This is a genomic window from Sulfurimonas sp., assembly GCF_026991475.1.
In the GTDB taxonomy this organism is placed as follows: domain Bacteria; phylum Campylobacterota; class Campylobacteria; order Campylobacterales; family Sulfurimonadaceae; genus Sulfurimonas.
The window spans coordinates 20,250-38,780 of record NZ_JALXBK010000072.1 but is presented as its reverse complement, the minus strand read 5'-3'; the positions used below and the strand labels follow the sequence as shown (position 1 = coordinate 38,780).

Below are 18,531 nucleotides of genomic sequence, written 5' to 3'. Positions count from 1 at the left end.
AAAATTAAATACTCACATCATATCACTAATTGTTTTAATTATTTATAAATATTGTAGTAGAATAAGAGAAAAAAATGAAGGATGTATTATGAGTATAAAAGTTTTAGTACCACTTGCCGGTGAATTTGAAGAGATAGAAGCGGTGAGCATCATAGATGTTCTTAGACGCGCAGAGATAGAAGTAGTAGTGGCTTCTCTAAACGCAGTGATGCTGGTAAAAGGTGCAAATGGCATTAGTATTGAGGCTGATGTAGAGGTAAGAGATGTAAACGCAGACGAACTCGATATGATAGTGCTTCCTGGTGGATGGGGTGGTACACATGCACTCGCAGATGATAAAAATGTGCAAAATCTCTTGCGTGAAATGGATGCAAAAGGTAAAAATATAGGCGCTATCTGTGCTGCACCATTTGCTCTAAATAAAGCGGGTGTTTTAAAAGAGAAATATACTTGTTACCCTTCTGTAGAAGAGGAGATAAAAAAAGAGGGCTATATGGGTGATAAAATGATGGTGGTAGAAGATGCAAATGTTATGACTTCTCGCGGTCCTGCAACTGCCATCTGTTTTGCACTTGCAATTGTGAAAAAGCTTAAAGGTCAAGAGCGCTATGATGCTATTAAAAGTGGACTTTTAGCAAATTATTGCAACTAAATAGATAAATAGGGGAAGTTATTTCCCCTATTTATCTTCTGCATGAAGAGCTTCAAGCTCTTCAAGGCGTTCCATTTTTTTAAAATGTCCAAGGTTTAACTGGACAAACTTTAAGCTAACATATATAAGAATTGGCCAGCTTACATACCAAATTATTTCAGATAAATTTTCCATAAAATCTCCTAGTAGTGATGTGAATCAGATTTGATTTCATCGATTGTTAATTTTGTTTTGTCCATAGAACGCCATACAAAGAAAATGTACCCCGCAACAACAGGAACAAGAAGCGATACAACAGCCATAACGCTGAGTGTATAGTGACTTCCCGAAGAGTTTGCAATGGTAAGTGAACTCTGCATATCTGCAAGAGATGGATAGTAAACTGAGTTGTCAAGCCCTAAAATAAGCATAACAATAGTTACAGTTAAAATAACGCCAAAACCTGTAAACCAGATAGCTTTATCACTGTTTTTTACAAGTGCGATGAAAACGCCCCAAAGTAGGGAGACAACACCGACAACTAAAAGAACAAGCAAGATTGGCATATCTAAAAAGCTATGAAGAAATTTCATACTTTTTACGCTTACAACGCCTGTTGTTGGGTTATAAACTAAACCTTGTGAAAACAGAATCATTCCAAGAACAAACAAAAATAGCACTAAAAACATAATAAAGTTTATTGTAACTACTTTTTTTATTCTTTGCACAATTGCTGGAGCATCAAGAGAGTTTAAAAAGTAGAGACCTGCTTGCATTCGAGAGAGGAAAACAAGCATAAGACCAAACGCAACATTAAAAGGATTAAGCAGCGCTTCTAAACCGTAGCTTTGCATAGTCCAGTGTGAAAGGTGAGAACTGTTTACTACAAAATTTCCACCACTAAAGAGTGTTCCTAGTGCTACACCGATAAGAAAAATTCCAAGTGAACCGTTGATGTAAAGAAGTATTTCATAAAATTTTTCTCCATAAAGGTTGTCTGGTTTTTTTCTATACTCGTATGCAACAGCCTGAATGATAAAACAAAAAAGAATTGCCATCCAAACATAGTATGCACCACCAAAACTTACAGCATAAAAGAGAGGAAACGCAGCAAAGAGCGCACCACCAAACATAACGAGCATAGTAAAAGTGAGCTCCCATTTTCTTCCAAGTGAGTTAATGAGCAGGTCGCGTTCATCTTCAGTGCGTCCGAGTCTGTAAAGCAGTGTCTGCCCACCTTGTACAAATGTCATAAAGACAAACAGAGCGCCTATGACGCTTACTAAAAACCACCAGTACTCTTGTAAAGTTAGTAAATCCATCTTAGTGTCCCTCCGGTCCGACTTTTATTTGTTTAAGCATAATTTTGACCTCTGCGATAAGCAGTCCTGTAAAAAGAATAGCAAAGAGCCAAAAGGTAATCATAACACTTGTTGGGGCAACATTTGAAGTCGCCATACCTACTGGAAGTAGATCTTGAATAGCCCAAGGTTGACGACCAACTTCTGCTGTAATCCATCCTGTCTCTTGTGCTACATATCCAAATGGAATGGTAAAGAGAGCAAGATATTGAATCCATCTTTTGTTGTGCATTTGATTCATCATACTATAGTAAAGGGTAATAATAAATAAAACTAAGAACCAAAAACCAAGCCCTACCATTGTGTGGAAACTGTAAAATGTGAGAGCAACACTTGGAACTGCATCGCTAGGCTTTTTAAGGTATCCATATCCCATATATTTTTCATGTGCTTCAAAAGTTTTAAGAGCCTCTTGTGCATGTAGCATATCATGCTCTTTTTTATATATTTTATATGCGCCTAATGCTTCAACAGCTATTTTACCCATCTGCATTTTTTGGGAGATAGAGATAATATTGTGTTTTTTGTTTCCACTGATTAAATCATCTATACCGGGAACAAAAGCGTTAAGTCTATGATAACCTAAAATCGAAAGTGCATCTGGAATCTCAATTTTTGCTAGAAATGGATCTAAGTCATCTCCTATCTGTTTTGAGCTATTTAAGAGACCAACAGCAACAATTCCAGCTCTTTGCTCACCTTTATATAGACCTTCCATTGCTGCAAGTTTCATAGGTTGTGTAAGTGCTACTTGGTGGGCTGCTTCATCACCTGTTGTGATAAGATAGATAGAAGCAAGAAGACCAAAACTTGAAGCTACAATAATGCTGCGTCTTGCAAATTCTGTATCTCTTTTTTTAAGTAAATACCATGCACTAATACCAATTACAAATAGTGAAGCAAGAACATAACCACTGCTTATTGTATGTAAAAATTTACTAACACCATTTGGGTTAAAAACAACTTCAGAAAAATTTTGCATTTCATTTCTTGCCGTGTCTGGATTAAAGTGCATTCCTACAGGGTGTTGCATCCAGCCATTTGCCAGTAAAATCCAAAGTGCAGAGAGATTTGAACCAATAGCTACAAGCCATGTGGAAGTGAGGTGCATCTTTTTGCTTACTTTATTCCAGCCAAAGAACATAACGGCGAAGAATGTTGACTCCATAAAAAAGGCCATAAGTCCTTCAATGGCAAGTGGTGCTCCAAAAATATCGCCGACTATCCAAGAGTAGTTCGACCAGTTGGTACCAAATTCAAATTCCATAATAATACCAGTAGCTAGACCGATGGCAAAGTTAATTGCTAAAAGTCCCATCCAGTATTTTGTAATAGTTTTCCACTTTTCATCTGAAGTTTTTACATATATTGTCTCCATAATGGCAACTATAAATGTCAAACCTAAAGTAAGTGGTACAAATAGCCAATGGTAGAGTGCAGTAAGTGCAAACTGTGCGCGTGACCAGTCAACGAGTAAAGCAGTATGTTCCATAGATTAATTCTCCTTTGTGAGTTGATTTAAGATGTATTGGCTGCGTTGTTGATCAGTGTGAAACTTCTCCTGCAGTACATCTGGAAAAAATAGCCATTTAAGAATGACAAACAGAACGAAGAGTTTTATAGCTATGAGTAGCCAGAGTGTTTTTCCGACCTTCATATTGACAAAACCATCGTAGTACAAGTAGTAAACGAATTTGAAAAACTGTGTGATTTTAGTTTTCATAAGAGAATGTTATTGCAATAAATATTAAGTATGAATAAACAAAGATTATTAATTATATAATATATATTTATAATAATATTTAATTTTGTTGAAATATGAGATTTTTAAGGCTTTTCTCTTCATCCCTATTTTTAAATTCTGGGAGATTTGTAAGACGTTTTTCAAAATGAAAACTTGGTGCGAACTTCTCTATCATAGAGATAATAAATTCACTGGTCAGTTCAGGAGAGTTTAAACAAGCTAAAAGAGTGCATTTCTCGGCTGCAAGCTCTGGTAATCTTTTAATGATTTTCTCATAATCTTTTGTTGCCTCAAAACTGCCACGCTGAAAACTTGGCGGGTCGATGATAATCATATCGTAAGGACCTTTTTTCTTAAGGGCTGAAAAAGATTTAAGAATGTTGTAGGGTAAAAAGCTTACTCCTCTTGGCTCAAGATTGTTTAGAGAGTGGTTTGCCATGCCCACTTTGAGTGCTCCTTTGCTCATATCGACATTGACAACTGAGGATGCACCACCAAACTTTGCAGCGACGGAAAAGGCACAAGTGTAGGAGAAAAGGTTGAGTATATGTTTCTCTTTGGCATTTTCGCGCACAAATGCACGACCATTTTTCATATCGGGGAAGTAGTAGTTGTTTTTGTTTGAGAGTAGGTTGAGTTTGAGTCTCATACCATTTTCTACAATGCTCAATTCATCAGGTACTTCTCCCACAAGCACTTCGCTTGGGGCGCCTTTTATATACCTTCTTTGAATGACCAAAGTTTTGTACTTTTGAGAGTTTTTGACAAATGTTTGCAGCATAGCGATGATTTCATCTTCATTAGATTCTTCAAAATAGAGCGCTGCGCTGAGTATGGTGTCTATGGAGTCAATAGTAAGGTGTCTCATTCCCTCATAAAGTCCACCGCGACCATGAAAGAGTCTTTGAAACTCATTGGCTGCGTTTAGGGATTGGTTTTCTATATGTTGTTGAAGTTCCTGTGTAGTCACGCTTAGATTTTCTCCCAAAAAGTACCTTGTGGGGTATCCATAAGATTGACATTAAAGGCTAAGATTTCATCACGAATGCTATCTGATAGGGAGAAATCTTTTGCTTTTTTTGCTTCGTTGCGTTTAGCTATGAGTGCGTCTATTTGCTCTTTTGTTGCACCATCTACACCAAACTGAAAATACTCAAATGGATTTTTTAGACCAAATCCAAGTACTTTTTCGATGTAAGCAAGATTTGCCATTGTCTCGCGTTTAAGCTGTTTATGTTTTCCTGCTGTGTCGAGTGTTTCATTTGCACTGCTTATCATATCATCAATGAGTGCGAGTGCAGTTGAAACATTCATATCGTCATTAAGTGTTTCAAGCAGAGCCTTGCTAAACGCAGTATCTTCTTCATTTTGGGCAACTCCAAAGAGGCGTTTTTTTAGACGATAGAGTCTGTCAAGACGCTTTTTAGAGTGCATTAAATCTTCGGTGTTAAAGTTAAAGTCACTACGATAATGCGTACTTAAAAGATAAAAACGCAACACCTCTCCATCATACTCTTTGAGTGCATCTTTTAGGAAAAAACTGTTGCCTAAAGATTTACTCATCTTCTCACCATCAATGTTTACAAAACCGTTGTGCATCCAGTAATTTGCAAGGGCGTGGTTTGTAGCACATCTTGTTTGTGCTGCTTCATTTTCATGATGAGGAAAGAGCAGGTCAGCACCACCACCGTGAATATCTATGGCAAATTCTCGGTCTTTGTAGGCAAGGTGCTTCTCTATCATCGCAGAACACTCTAAGTGCCAGCCAGGACGACCCGCTCCAAAAGGAGAGTCAAAAGTAACAGAGTCATCTTTGACGCTTTTCCAAAGAGCAAAATCAGCACTATTGCGTTTAAACGAAGAACTCTCTACGCGTTCTTGCTTGTCTTCTTCATTTTGAATACGGTGTGAGAGGCTAAGGTATTTTGAATCGCTTGCTGTATCAAAATAGACATCACCATCAGCTATTTGATAGGCGTGACCTTTGTCTAAAAGTTGTTGGACAAGTGCATACATAGCTTCAAGACTTTGTGTCGCTTTTGGCTCTAAAGTAGGGCGTTTGACACCTATGGCTTGCATCTCTGTATGAAAAGCATCTGTATAGAAGTCTGTAATCTCCTTTATATCTTTTTTCTGCTCTATAGCTTTTTTTATGATTTTATCATCAATATCTGTAATATTGCGAGCATAAGTCACGGTGTAGCCATTTGCCTCCAACACGCGTGTAAGCAGATCAAAAACAAGTGCTGATTTTGCATGTCCTAAGTGGGCATCATCATAAACAGTCGGACCACAGACATAGAGTGTGACTTTTCCCTCTTCAAGAGGAGTGAATTTTCGTTTTGTTTTTTGTACAGAATCAAATATATGCACTGATAGAATCCTTCAATAGTATAAGTAAAAGTGTAAACGCAATGGCACCTACAATAAGATAAATAAGCTTTTTGTTCAGAAGTATAGCAAAAAAGCGCTCTTTGCCAAATACTTTAATAGTAAAAAAGAAGCTTACAAAACCGCCAAGAGTACTCGCAAGTGCTAGTCCTGCTGCACCAAATGGAGCAATAAATGTAAGGGCTAATACAATGTAAGTAAGCAGTGAAATAGTAGCGATTTTAGCAGCATGCATCTGCATCTCTTTTGCGTAGAGCCAAAGGACAAAGAGTTTTTGTATGCCAAAGGGGAGCAGTCCTATCATATACATTTGTAAAACAGCGCTTGTATTTGTAGTGTCAGTAGCACTAAATGCACCATGCTCAAAAAGTAGTTTTAGAATCTCATGGGAGAGTACAATGCCACCGATGGTGCTTGCTGTGAGCAATGCGCTTAAAAACCAAAAGGCCTTTTCCAAGTTTGCCAATGCTTTTTTCTCATCATTGTTTTTTAGGTAGCGTGCCACTTTTGGAAAGAGTGCCACGGAAGTGGCAATGGCAAAAAGAGCAAGGGGAAGCTGAAAAATACGGTTTGCATAGTAGAGATAAGAGATAGAGCCTGTTGCTAAAAATGAGGCTAAAAAGGTGTCTAAAAAGGCACTAACCTGTGCAGTAGAATTTCCCCACATTGCAGGAAAAAAGTTGCGTTTAAATTTGCTGGTATCCTCTTTTATGATTTTTGATTTTTGAGTAAGATATTTAAAGCCTCCATAAAGCAGCTTCATAAGTCCCATTCTATAAAGAGTCATAAGATGTACTCCTACTTGCAAAAGTCCGCCGATGACAACACCAAAACTAAGATAATAGACGATGGTACTCTCATTTGTATTTTTTGAGAGTAGGAGTGCAAAAATAAGTGAGAGATTTAAGAGTGCTGTTGAGAATGCTGAGGTGGCAAAGTGCCCTTTGTATTGTAAGATGGAGCTTAAAAAAGTGACAATAAATATAAGCGGTAGGTACCAAAAATTTATGGCAACATAAGGGGCTGCAAGATGAATGGTATCTGCATTAAATCCAACGGCTATGGCTTTTGTAAAGAGTGCAGGAAGAAGGTTGACAAGTAGGGTAATAATAAGAATGATGGAGAGAAAAAGCAAAAATATATTTGCACTAAATACCGCTTTGTGTTTTGTTCTTGCAAACGCAGGCATAAAAACTTGTGTAAATGCACCCTCTGCAAAAATACGGCGAAAGAGATTTGGCAGCTTAAAAGCAATGAAAAATATATCACTGTAAACATTTGCACCAAGGGCAGATGCTGTGAGTAGATCTCGGATAAATCCTAAAATTCTTGAGAATAATATTCCTGAACTGTTGGTGAAAATGGCTTTGAACATAGGCTTCTTTTTTTGTTAAATATAGTGTTTATTGTAAATTTACGAAATTTTAACAAAGGTTTAGTTAAAATATCCCCTATAAAATTAAAAATAAGTTTGGTAAATAATCTATGGCACTATTTGGTTCAAAAAAAGAGACTTCTAAATCATCTGTAAAAAAAGTAAGACCAATAGTAGTGCGTACACAAAATATTGCTAGTGAAATTTTTAAAGTGGCAAAATCGTATGAGATTCAGCCTGAAACTTTAGACTTTAATCTGTTTGATGTACAGACATATACACGTGTTATGCTCGATGATAATTCAGCAAATGTTGATTGGAATGAAATATCTCCAGATAAATTACATGAACTCGATACAAACGAACAGCTACTCAATCCTAATTTTCAAATAAAACAGGTTTATGAAGTAGAGATATTTTTAAAACAGCCTGATGATTCTAATCCATGTAAGGATTTTAAAATAGCAGTCGGTGCAAATGCAACAAAGAGTAAAGTTTACTTAAGTGTATTCGCTGGTTCAAAACTGTCGCAATATCCAACATTTGCACATGATTTTGAAGATATGCTCAATAAAAAGAAGATACGAGCGGGTATTTTAATCTATATCTTTGATGATATGGTTGATTCTCTTATCTCCAAACTCTCTGCGCAGTTAGAAGTAGCAGAAGAGTTGAGTTTTACAAATAATGAAACTTATTTGATTGCACAGTCGCCTGAACCTACTGCAACCATAAATGATAAAATAATACTCCATTATGAAACAAATCATGAAATAGATGAAAATACAAAAATAGACTATGCGGCGCGTGGATTTATTCAAAATGTTAAAGAGGGTGATCTACTTATTGAATATATTAAGCCACAACCTGGAAAACCTGGGCGTAATTGTCGTGGGGAGTTTATGCGTCCTGAAGAGCCTATAGTGAGATATAAACCGACTTTTGAAGTAGATGATAGTATTAAAGTTGTTGAAGATGATAAATCAATTAAATATATTGCAAAAGAGAATGGTTATATTGCCTTTGAAAATAATACCTATTTGATAAAAACGGAAGTAGATGTTGGTGAGATAAGTTTTAAAACAACTGGTTCGATTGAAAGTGGTGTTGATTCTGATGTAAATATTTTTGTAACTGAAGCCGATGCTGTTAAAGATGCGGTTGGCTCTGGTATGACTGTTGAGGTTAGTGAAATTGACATTGATGGAAATGTTGGTTCACATGCCAAAGTTATTGCTAAAAAAGCTAAGATTGGCGGGCAGACTCATAAGAGTGCTATGATACGGGCTGATGAAGTAGAAATTCATGTTCACAAGGGTAAGGCTTATGGTAAAAAAATTCTTGTTGAGCGTCTTGAACATGGAGAAATTGATGGGAATGAAGTACATGTAAATCAGGCTTTAGGTGGACATATTCGTGCAAAAGAGGTGACAATAAATGTCTGTTCATCACATGTTCATATAACAGCTTCAAGGTTTATAGAGGTAAAAAAGCTTATAGGGAGTGAGAATAGTTTTACTATTGATCCACTGCTAAAAAAAGATGAACAAAATGGTTTGAAAGAAAATTCTAAGCAGATAAAAGAGTTACAGTATGAGCTAAAAAGTATAAAAAAAGATGTGCAACAGTACACAACTTTTGTTAAAGAAGGAACGCCTGCGTTTATAGAGATAAAAAAGCGTTTGATTCATTACAAAAAAAATGGTGTGAAAATGCCTGAAAGTTTTGTAAAAAAATATAAGCAGTTTCAAAAAATGCAGAAAAAACTTAAAGATTTGACAGCACAAAGTGATGTAGTGCAAGATAAATTAAATCTACTTACGACAAGAACTGCTTCATTTCAAGACAACATTTTTGATGCAAGAGTAATAATGAGAGATACATGGAAAGGATACAACATAATCAAATTTAAACTTGTTGACCCTCCTATGGAGATTGTTTATAAGCCGATGGAAAATTCAAACGAGCATGTGTTTGGTTTGGTACAACTTGATGATGACGAGTATGCAATTCATCCTATGAAAGAGGAGTAAAAGTGATAGTTGGATTACATGGTAAAATAGTACATAAAGAGCCATCTTTTGTACATATTGATGTTAATGGTGTTGTTTATGAGGTCTTCATTTCATTACATACTTTTTCTGCTCTTGGCAGTGACAGAGTTTCACTCTATACAACGCATATAATTCGTGAAGATGCCCAGTTGCTTTTTGGATTTTTAGAGATGAGTGAAAAAAAACTCTTTGAGCGTCTTATAAAAATAAGCGGCGTAGGTCCAAAAGTTGCCATGGCAATATGTTCTACTTATACACCAACGCAGTTTGCGACGGTTATAAACAATAAAGATATGAACGGTGTAAAAAAAGTTCCAGGAATTGGACCTAAAAGTGCAGGGCGTATTTTAGTAGAGCTTAATGGCTTTGATGCAGAGATACTTGGTGGTGCTGAGAGCTCTTCAGGCTCTTTGGCATTTAGCCAAGCGAGTGAAGCATTAGAGGCATTGGGATTTAAAAAAGATAAAATAGCAAAAGCATTAACTGCATGTGAGGGCGAAGATACAGCTTCACTTGTCAAAGGTGCATTAAAACTACTACAAACAATTTAAGAAGGAAAAAAATATTGAAATTAACTATACTATTTGGCGGTGCAAGTTTTGAGCATGAAATTAGCATTGTCAGTGCAATAACGATTAAAGAGAAGCTCTCTTCTTTTGACTTAACATTTATATTCTGTGATACAGACCATACTTTTTATCTCATAGATGCGTCAAAAATGAAAGCAAAGACATTCTCAAGCGGTGAGCATAAAAAGATGCCTCAGCTTACTCTTGAAAAAGGGTGCTTTATGCAAAAAGGTATGTTTTCAAAGAGTGAATACAAGAGTGTGGTACTTAATCTTATTCATGGTGCAGATGGTGAAGATGGAACAGTAGCTGCATTATTGGACTTTTATGGTGTTGATTACATTGGACCAAGAAAAGATGCTTGTACTTTTTCATATGATAAAAGATATACAAAGTATTTGTGTGATGCTATTGGTGTGAAAAGTGTGAAGTATGAAGTTTTACACAAAAATGAGGCGGCAAATATTGAGACTCCTTACCCTATTATCATAAAACCTTCTCGACTTGGGAGCTCCATTGGTGTGAGTATTGTAAAAGATGAGAGTGAACTTGACTATGCTTTAGATGTTGCGTTTGAGTTTGATAATACGGTGATAGTTGAGCCATTTTTAGAGGGTGTAAAAGAGTACAATCTTGCGGGATACTATGCACAAAATAAAATGCACTTTTCTATAGTGGAAGAGCCTCATAAAGAGGAGTTTTTAGATTTTGAAAAAAAATATATGGACTTTTCAAGAAGTGAGCAGGTTTTAAGTGCTGATATAGGAGATGAACTTGTAGCACGGCTAAAATCAAACTTTCAAAGAGTTTATAGTGGTCTTTTTGAGGGTGCACTCATCCGTTGTGACTTTTTTGTTTATAACGATGAGGTGTTGCTCAATGAGATAAATCCTATACCTGGTTCGATGGCAAATTATCTTTTTGAAGATTTTACACAAGCTATAGAATCACTCTCGCATTCATTGCCTAAAAGAGATCAAATAAAAACTAATTATGAGTATATTCACTCTATTTCTAAGGCGAAAGGTAAGTAGATATGGCACAAAAATCCATTGTGTACTGTGGAAAAAACATTGATATAAGTTATGAAATTGTCAATCCAAGTGCGAAGATTGATTTTGTCGTTTTACATGGTTGGGGAAGCAATAAAAATCTTATGAAACAGTTTTTCTCTTCATATATGAAGGGATTTAGACATATTTATATTGATCTTCCAGGTTTTGGAAATTCAACTGCTTGTTGTGCAATGCAGACGAAAGATGTAGCAGATATTGTAAGAATTTTTTTACAAGAGATAGCTGCTTCATCTGATATTGTCTTAGGACACTCATTTGGTGGTAAGGTCGCTCTTTTGTTGGAGCCAAAACTTTTAGTGCTTGTGGCAAGTGCTGGCATATATGTACCAAAAAGTTTTACTATAAAAACAAAAATAGCTGCGTTTAAACTTCTTAAACTTTTTGGTTTAAGTAAATTTCGCTCTCTTTTTGTAGCTGATGATGCTAAAGAGTTGAGTGAAGATATGTACACAACTTTTAAAAATGTGGTTAATGAAGATTTTACTCAAGAGTTTGCTTCATTTTCTGGGAAAGCCTTGCTTTTTTGGGGACGAGAAGATTCTGCTACGCCACTAAGTTCGGCACAAAAAATTCACTCGCTTATAAAAAATTCTGAGCTATATGTTTATGATGGAGACCACTACTTTTTTATGAAAAATGCACAAGATATAGCAACAAAAATAGAAAAAACTTTTTTAACTTTAGGAGAGTAGATGCAAAATTATCAACTTCTGGCTGCGTTTGTAACAAATGTTGTGTTTGTTATGTTACTTGGGTGGTATCTTATTACCAATCTGCAGTGGTATGACTATAAAATAGAGAGAGTCATCTTTAAACATCATAAACCTTACTGGCATATTCTTTACTTTATCATTCCATTTGTTGCTTACTATACTACTGGAAAATATTTTATTATCTTTTTTATTTTTGCTTTTTTGCCTGCTATTTTTGTTTGGTATAAAAAACTTGATAAAAAACTTGTGCTTACTTGGCGTGTTAAGCGTTTTCTTATTCTTTTAGTATCGCTTACACTTTTTCAAGATATTTTATGTACCTTAAAAGAGGGATGTGCTACTTATGGTGTTTTACTGCCTTTAGCTATCGCTTACATTGGGAGTACACTTATAGAGAAGTATCTTTTTACTATCTATAAAAAAGAGGCGAAGAAAAAGCTAAAAAGTATGCAAGATTTACAAATAATCTGCATAACAGGAAGCTATGGAAAGACAAGTATAAAGAACTTCGTAGCACAAATTTTGTCAGAGAAGTTTAGTGTCTATGCAACTCCAAGAAGTGTCAATACTCTGGGTGGTATAGTGGCTGATGTGAACAATAATCTTAAAGAGAACACTCAGATTTATGTTTGTGAAGCTGGAGCTAGAGAGACAGGTGATATAGAAATTATTACAAAATTTTTAGAACCGCAGACGGTGGTTGTCGGTCGGGTTGGTGAAGCCCATATTGAGTACTTTAAGTCACTGCATAACATCATTACTACGAAGCTTGAGATTATGAAATCACCGCGTTTACAAAGAGCCTTTGTGCATACATCTGTAACAGATGAACCGCATGAAAAAGTAACATTTTTTGGTGATGAAATAAGTGATGTAGAGGCAACGCTTGATGGGACTGCGTTCAAGCTTAGCATAGATGATGAGATTTATGACCTTCATACTAATATACTTGGCAGATTTCAGACGATGAATATTGCTGTAGCTGTAAGAGTGGCAAAAGCCTTTGGGATGACTCATAAAGAGATTGTAAACGCAGTCAAAAAGCTTGAACCAGTAGAGCATAGACTGCAACTCATAAAAGCAGGTGGAAAAATTATTCTCGATGATGGATATAATGGAAACATTGATGGCATGTTGGAGGGCATTCGACTCTGTTCTTTACATGACGGTCGCAAGGTAATTGTCACTCCAGGGCTTGTTGAGAGTACAAAAGAGTTGAATTTACAACTTATAGAAGCCATAAATGATGTTTTTGATATTGTTATAGTAACAGGTGCATTAAATGCAGAACTTTTTAATAAAAATATAAAAGTTAAAAACAAGATAATGCTCTCTGATAAATCTTCGATGGTCGATGTCCTCGCAAATCAGACGAAATCGGGTGATATTATCCTTTTTGCAAACGATGCACCGAATTTTATATAATAACAGAAAATATTAAGCTTAGTTTGTTTACAATTACTCATCTTAGAAAAAAAAGGGTCGAAAATGAAAAAATTGTTAGTAAGTTTAGCAGCAGTTGCTGCGTTAAGTACGGTTGGTTTTGCAAGTACAAATAGCCAAACGGGTTGTGGTCTTGGTGCAATGATTATTAAAGATGATTCATCTGCTGTTATGTTGGCGCTACAAGCTACTACAAATGGTACTTCAATGAACCAAACTTTTGGTATTACTTCTGGTACATTGGGATGTAAAAAGACTAAACTTGTTATGAATGAAAGAGCATCAGAATTTGTTGCTTCAAATATGGACATTTTAGCAAAAGAGATAGCAGTTGGTCATGGTGAATCTTTAGATGCTTTAGATGAACTTTTAAAAGTAGGCGATAAAGTGGCTTTCAATGCGGCACTTCAAGCAAATTACAATAAAATTTATAGCTCTAAATCAGTTAAAATGGCTGATGTTTTAGATAATATTTCTACAACTGCACTATAAGTTTAAATCGCGCAGGAACTTCCCTGTGCGAAGATACTCTCCTCAAAATAAGGTTTCATTATTAATTTTTTAAAAATCACTCTTTTTATACTTTTTAGCACACAGCTTTTTTGTGCATCAGGTGTTCAAAATTATAAAAATAGAGCAGAACAACTACAACTCTCAAAAAAACATTATTGGCATATCTTATTGCATATGAATGGTGATAGTAGTGAGATAGATGATCCAAATTTCTTTTTTGCAAAAGATGGTGCGACTAATCCCTCAAGTGAATTAAACGCAACACTTGATGCTTTTTTTTCATTACAAAAGAAGGATGATAATTCTAGTATATGTAAGTTTCCGGCACGCTATGCTTGGCTACAAGAGCAGCTCAAAGCCACTGATTTTCCAAAAGCAAATTGTCTAGAGTATGAGAAGATTTTTAAAAGAGTTGATCCAAAATCTACTACTTTAGTCTTTCCTGCTGCACATATTAACTCCCCAGCTTCTATGTTTGGGCATACATTTTTACGCATAAACTCCTCTTATCACTCCAAGCTGCTCTCTTATGCTGTTAATTATGCTGCAGATGCAGATGAAACGAAAGAAAATGGCATACTCTTTGCAATAAAAGGGCTCACCGGTGGATACTATGGAATGTACTCTCTGCTTCCCTACTATGATAAACTAAAAGAGTATAGAGACTCTGAGCAGAGAGATATTTGGGAATATAATTTGAACCTTACACAAAAAGAGACGGTGCGTATGTTTAGGCATATTTGGGAATTAAATGGTACGCATTCTCATTATTACTTTTTTACCAATAATTGTTCTTACAGTATGTTGTGGTTGATTGAATCAGCTCGTCCAACACTTGATTTGCGTTCAAAATTTACTTATCAGGTAATTCCTTTGGAAACAGTTCATGTGATAAAAAAAGCAGGGATAATTACTTCTTATAATTATCGTCCTTCAAAAAGAACGAAGCTTCTAAAATATGAGAATTTAATAGATAATAAATATGTTTATTTACCTATAAAACTTGTCAATGGTTCAATGAAGGCAAAAAATATAGATGCAAATGAAAGTATAAATATAACACAAAAGCAGTATATTTTAGAAGCTGCTATTGAGTATTTAGAGTATCAATATAGTAGAGGGAAAGTAAAAAAAGAGGATTATCTTGAGCGTTTTCATGAGCTAACAACACAAAGAGCAAAGCTGGGCATTGGCAAATCACTACAAATAAAAACACCGCCTAATCCGGTAAATGGGCACCGTGCAGTTCGTCTGCAAGCTGGTGTGGGAGTCAGAGATTCTAAGTTTATTAGTTTTCTTGGTGTTCGTCCTGCTTATCATGATTTAGAAGATAGTAACTATGGATTTTTAAGAGGGACACAAATTGAGTTTTTAAACTTACTAGCTTCGTATAGAGCAGATAAAATGAAAATTGAAGAGGCGACAATCATCTCCATAGTCTCTTTAGCACAAAGAAGTGAATTTTTTAAAAGCTTTTCATGGCGAACAAAGATAGGGTGGGACAATGATTATCTCACTACAAAACCTACTTTTGATTTTACTATTGGAGCAGGGTATAGTTGGGGTAATAAACTGGGCTATCTCTACTTTTTACTAGATCCACTTTTATATATGGAAAATCAACCCGTTAGTGGGCTAGGTGGTACTGTTGGGTTTAAAATTGATAAATTTAAAAATTTTAATACAAATGTAGAATTTAGACAAAGGTACTATGACAATGGTAAAGAGCAGTTACTCATAAATGCGCTGCAAGGGGTAAGAATATCTAAAAATAGCCAAATCGTGTTAAAATACGACTATAAAGAGAAATTCAAGGCAAAGAAGATGCGAAATGAGCAGACTTTTAGGCTTATGTTTAAATACTATTTTTAATTATAGAGGTGGAACTGTTTGAAAATTATAGATAATATTACAAAATATGTCTCCTATTTGACTGCGTTTATATTGGCTTCTTTAGTGCTTTTAGTTGTTTTTGATGCAACGAGTCGTTACCTTTTTTCAGCAGGTTCTACTGCCTTGCAAGAGTTGGAGTGGCACTTTTTTGATGTGGTTATTTTGCTTAGTATTGCATATACCTTGAGAAATAATGCTCATGTTCGTGTAGATATTTTTTATGAGAAGTTTTCACCAAAATTAAAAGCACTTATAAATATTTTCTCATTTGTTTTTTTTGTGCTTCCTCTCTCATTTCTTATTATTTACATCGGTATTGGGTTTGTAGAGCTTAGTTTTGTACAGCATGAAGCATCAAGTGACCCAGGTGGATTGAAATACCGCTGGATAGTAAAATCACTGATGCCTGTAGCTTTTATACTTTTAGCGATGCAGGCTTTTAAAGAGCTTTGGAGTGATATAAAAAGGTTTAGAGAATTATGATAGCTTTAGTGATGTTTGTTGTGGCTCTTATGCTTCTTTTAGTTGGTATTCCTGTTGCATTTGCTTTTGGTGGTGTGGCTATGATGTTTGCCTTTTTTATTCCTGACATTGGCTTAGATGTTTTTAATATTCTGCCATTTCGCATCTATGGAATTATGAGTAATACTACGCTTATGGCTGTGCCACTCTTCATTATGATGGGGCTGATTTTAGAAAAATCTGGGATGGCAGAGAAACTTTTAATGTCGATGAGTTCACTATTTAAAGGTGTGCGTGGTGGACTTGGTGTAAGTGTGGTTCTTGTTGGTGCTATTCTTGCTGCTTCGACAGGTATTGTCTCGGCTTCTGTCGTTATGATGAGTGTTATTGCTCTGCCACTTATGCTAAATGCAGGTTACAACAAAGGTCTAGCTTCTGGAACGATTGCTGCGAGTGGCACACTTGGACAGATTATTCCGCCCTCTATCATCTTGATTGTTTTAGGTGATGTTATGAGTGTAAGCGTTGGCGATTTGTTTATGGGTGCAGTACTTCCTGGACTTATACTTGTATCGCTCTATATCACCTATATACTTATTCGAGCCTATATAAAAAAAGAGGACGCTCCGGCCATTGTAAGTAAAGAGAAAGTGACTTTTAGCTCTGTTTTATATGCCATTGTCCCTCCAATGCTTTTGATGTTGGCAGTTTTAGGGAGTATTTTTGCAGGTATTGCTTCACCTACTGAGTCAGCTGCGTTTGGTGTTATTGGTGGTGTGATACTCTCTGCGTTTAATAAAACACTGAATTTTGAAATGATAAAGTATGCACTTTTTGAGACGATGAAGCTTACGGGAATGATATTTATGATACTCATTGGTGCGACTGCGTTTAGTCTTGTTTTTAATGAGTTGGGTGGAACGGATTTGATACTTGACTTTTTCTCAAATGACATTGGAAATGTTTGGGTCTTTATTGGCGTGGCGATGTTTAGTATTTTTATACTTGGCTTTTTTATAGATTTTATAGAGATCAGTTTTATCATTGTTCCAATCTTAGTTCCTGTTATGTCTGCGTTTGGAATTGATCCTATTTGGTTTGGTGTGCTTATAGCTATGAACCTGCAGGCTTCATTTTTAACACCACCATTTGGACTTTCTCTATTTTTCTTAAAAGGTGCAGCTGGAAATCGTGTTTCAACTATGGATATTTACAAAGGTATTGTTCCTTTTATCTTATTACAGCTTTTAGGTTTAGGACTTGTTATTCTATTTCCAGATTTAGTATTTGCATTTTTATAGGAGGAAGTGATGGAAAATATACTTTATGCCCCATGGCGTGATGAATATGTTACAAATGAAAAGATAGAAGGATGTGTCTTTTGTTATATATCTTCGCATATAGATGAAGATGAAAAACTACATGTTTTGCATAGAGCCAAAAACTGCTTTATAGTGATGAATAAGTACCCTTATACTCCTGGGCATTTTATGATTATTCCAAATATGCATACAGATAAGTTGGAAGAGCTTCCTGCTGAGACTTGGCTAGAGATATCTGTGCTTGCACAAAAATGTGTACGCCTTTTAAAAGAGGGATTTGGTGCTAAGGGTGTTAATATTGGGATGAATCTCGGAGGGGCTGCAGGAGCTGGAATTGCAGAACATATTCATATGCATTTAGTTCCTCGTTGGGAGCGCGATACAAATTTCATCACTTCTATAGCTCAAACACGAGTATATTCAACAGATTTTGAAAAAATATATAAAAAACTTAAAAGTTTGATTCCTAAATATATATAAATTTACTAGAATTGATGTATACTAAAAGAAAAATAAATAAAGGATATACAAATGACAGATGCTGTTATTAAAGAATTGGCTGTTAGAAAAGCTGAAATTGAAAAAGAGTTAGAGTTACTTTTTAAAGCAAATATGAAAATTACGGATTGGGATGTTCCTGAGGGTGACGATAGCGAAGCGGCAGATATTATTTTAAATATTATGGATAAAAAGATTCAAGAACTTCGTGCTGCAGCAAAAGCTGGAAAATATAAAAATTATTAAAAAAAACAATAAATAAGGAGAAAATATGAGTGCACATAAACATAGAGAACATTTACAGAGAATTAAAGAGGCTGTTGTTAAATCAGACAAATTGGATGAGAATCAAAAGAGTGATAGTGTTAAACGTATAGAAGAGTGGGTTGAAGAGGATAAAGCGTTTGGTTTGTTAAAAGAAGAGTTGCTCAATATAAGTGAGTATTTTGAAGTGCTTTTTGCAGAATTAGGTTTAACTAAATAGGT

At 35.5% G+C, this 18,531-nt stretch carries 20 protein-coding genes; 13 read left to right on the top strand and 7 right to left on the bottom strand.

From position 1 onward, the window contains the following. Positions 1-88 precede the first annotated feature (88 nt). A complete protein-coding gene (locus MV589_RS05905; protein ID WP_297432985.1) occupies positions 89-652 on the top strand; it encodes a DJ-1 family glyoxalase III in 564 nt (187 codons plus the stop codon). 27 nt (positions 653-679) lie between these two features. On the opposite strand, the gene MV589_RS05900 is transcribed toward MV589_RS05905, so the two are convergent. The 7 genes from MV589_RS05900 to murJ form a co-directional block, all read right to left on the bottom strand. Continuing rightward, on the bottom strand, positions 680-826 hold the full coding sequence (locus tag MV589_RS05900; protein WP_297432983.1) for a hypothetical protein: 147 nt from the start codon (positions 824-826) through the stop codon (positions 680-682). Positions 827-834: 8 nt separating this feature from the next. Beyond that, positions 835-1,953, bottom strand: coding sequence for a cytochrome d ubiquinol oxidase subunit II (gene cydB, locus MV589_RS05895; RefSeq protein ID WP_297432981.1), 1,119 nt, complete (start codon positions 1,951-1,953; stop codon positions 835-837). 1 nt (position 1,954) lies between these two features. Beyond that, the gene (locus tag MV589_RS05890; protein WP_297432979.1) at positions 1,955-3,484 is read right to left on the bottom strand and encodes a cytochrome ubiquinol oxidase subunit I; all 1,530 of its coding nucleotides are present in this window, start codon (positions 3,482-3,484) and stop codon (positions 1,955-1,957) included. A 3-nt stretch (positions 3,485-3,487) separates the two neighbouring features. After that, positions 3,488-3,715 (bottom strand): DUF4492 domain-containing protein, encoded by a 228-nt coding sequence (locus MV589_RS05885; protein ID WP_297432977.1) that lies wholly within the window; start codon positions 3,713-3,715, stop codon positions 3,488-3,490. 79 nt (positions 3,716-3,794) lie between these two features. Then, positions 3,795-4,724: a class I SAM-dependent methyltransferase gene (locus MV589_RS05880; RefSeq protein WP_297432975.1), complete on the bottom strand. Its 930-nt coding sequence runs from the start codon at positions 4,722-4,724 to the stop codon at positions 3,795-3,797. Continuing rightward, positions 4,709-6,109, bottom strand: a complete 1,401-nt coding sequence (cysS, locus tag MV589_RS05875; protein ID WP_297432973.1) for a cysteine--tRNA ligase — start codon at positions 6,107-6,109, stop codon at positions 4,709-4,711. Before cysS ends, MV589_RS05880 begins: the two co-directional genes overlap by 16 nt. Further along, positions 6,096-7,502 carry a murein biosynthesis integral membrane protein MurJ gene (murJ, locus tag MV589_RS05870; protein WP_297432971.1) on the bottom strand — a complete coding sequence of 469 codons (1,407 nt, stop codon included), beginning with the start codon at positions 7,500-7,502 and terminating at the stop codon, positions 6,096-6,098. Before murJ ends, cysS begins: the two co-directional genes overlap by 14 nt. A 110-nt stretch (positions 7,503-7,612) precedes the next feature. Here murJ and MV589_RS05865 point away from each other — a divergent pair, with 110 nt between their 5' ends. The 12 genes from MV589_RS05865 (at position 7,613) to MV589_RS05810 (ending at position 18,529) form a co-directional block, all read left to right on the top strand. Next, on the top strand, positions 7,613-9,535 hold the full coding sequence (locus MV589_RS05865) for a flagellar assembly protein A (protein ID WP_297432969.1): 1,923 nt from the start codon (positions 7,613-7,615) through the stop codon (positions 9,533-9,535). A gap of 2 nt (positions 9,536-9,537) precedes the next feature. Next, on the top strand, positions 9,538-10,107 hold the full coding sequence (gene ruvA / locus MV589_RS05860) for a Holliday junction branch migration protein RuvA (RefSeq protein ID WP_297432967.1): 570 nt from the start codon (positions 9,538-9,540) through the stop codon (positions 10,105-10,107). Positions 10,108-10,121: 14 nt separating this feature from the next. Continuing rightward, entirely contained in the window at positions 10,122-11,159 is a 1,038-nt protein-coding gene (locus tag MV589_RS05855; RefSeq protein WP_297432965.1) for a D-alanine--D-alanine ligase, read from the top strand. A 2-nt stretch (positions 11,160-11,161) separates the two neighbouring features. Continuing rightward, positions 11,162-11,893 carry an EstV family lipase gene (gene estV / locus MV589_RS05850; RefSeq protein ID WP_297432963.1) on the top strand — a complete coding sequence of 244 codons (732 nt, stop codon included), beginning with the start codon at positions 11,162-11,164 and terminating at the stop codon, positions 11,891-11,893. Then, positions 11,894-13,339, top strand: a complete 1,446-nt coding sequence (locus tag MV589_RS05845; protein WP_297432961.1) for a Mur ligase family protein — start codon at positions 11,894-11,896, stop codon at positions 13,337-13,339. A 63-nt stretch (positions 13,340-13,402) separates the two neighbouring features. Then, entirely contained in the window at positions 13,403-13,849 is a 447-nt protein-coding gene (locus MV589_RS05840) for a DUF3015 family protein (protein ID WP_297432958.1), read from the top strand. Positions 13,850-13,906: 57 nt separating this feature from the next. Beyond that, positions 13,907-15,742, top strand: a complete 1,836-nt coding sequence (locus tag MV589_RS05835) for an Lnb N-terminal periplasmic domain-containing protein (protein WP_521966170.1) — start codon at positions 13,907-13,909, stop codon at positions 15,740-15,742. Positions 15,743-15,760: 18 nt separating this feature from the next. Next, positions 15,761-16,246: a TRAP transporter small permease subunit gene (locus MV589_RS05830; RefSeq protein WP_297432956.1), complete on the top strand. Its 486-nt coding sequence runs from the start codon at positions 15,761-15,763 to the stop codon at positions 16,244-16,246. After that, positions 16,243-17,526 (top strand): TRAP transporter large permease, encoded by a 1,284-nt coding sequence (locus MV589_RS05825; protein WP_297432955.1) that lies wholly within the window; start codon positions 16,243-16,245, stop codon positions 17,524-17,526. Before MV589_RS05830 ends, MV589_RS05825 begins: the two co-directional genes overlap by 4 nt. A 9-nt stretch (positions 17,527-17,535) precedes the next feature. Continuing rightward, positions 17,536-18,027: an HIT family protein gene (locus tag MV589_RS05820; protein WP_297432953.1), complete on the top strand. Its 492-nt coding sequence runs from the start codon at positions 17,536-17,538 to the stop codon at positions 18,025-18,027. A 51-nt stretch (positions 18,028-18,078) separates the two neighbouring features. Then, on the top strand, positions 18,079-18,291 hold the full coding sequence (locus MV589_RS05815; RefSeq protein WP_297432951.1) for a hypothetical protein: 213 nt from the start codon (positions 18,079-18,081) through the stop codon (positions 18,289-18,291). 25 nt (positions 18,292-18,316) lie between these two features. Beyond that, positions 18,317-18,529: a hypothetical protein gene (locus MV589_RS05810; RefSeq protein ID WP_297432949.1), complete on the top strand. Its 213-nt coding sequence runs from the start codon at positions 18,317-18,319 to the stop codon at positions 18,527-18,529. Positions 18,530-18,531 lie beyond the last annotated feature (2 nt).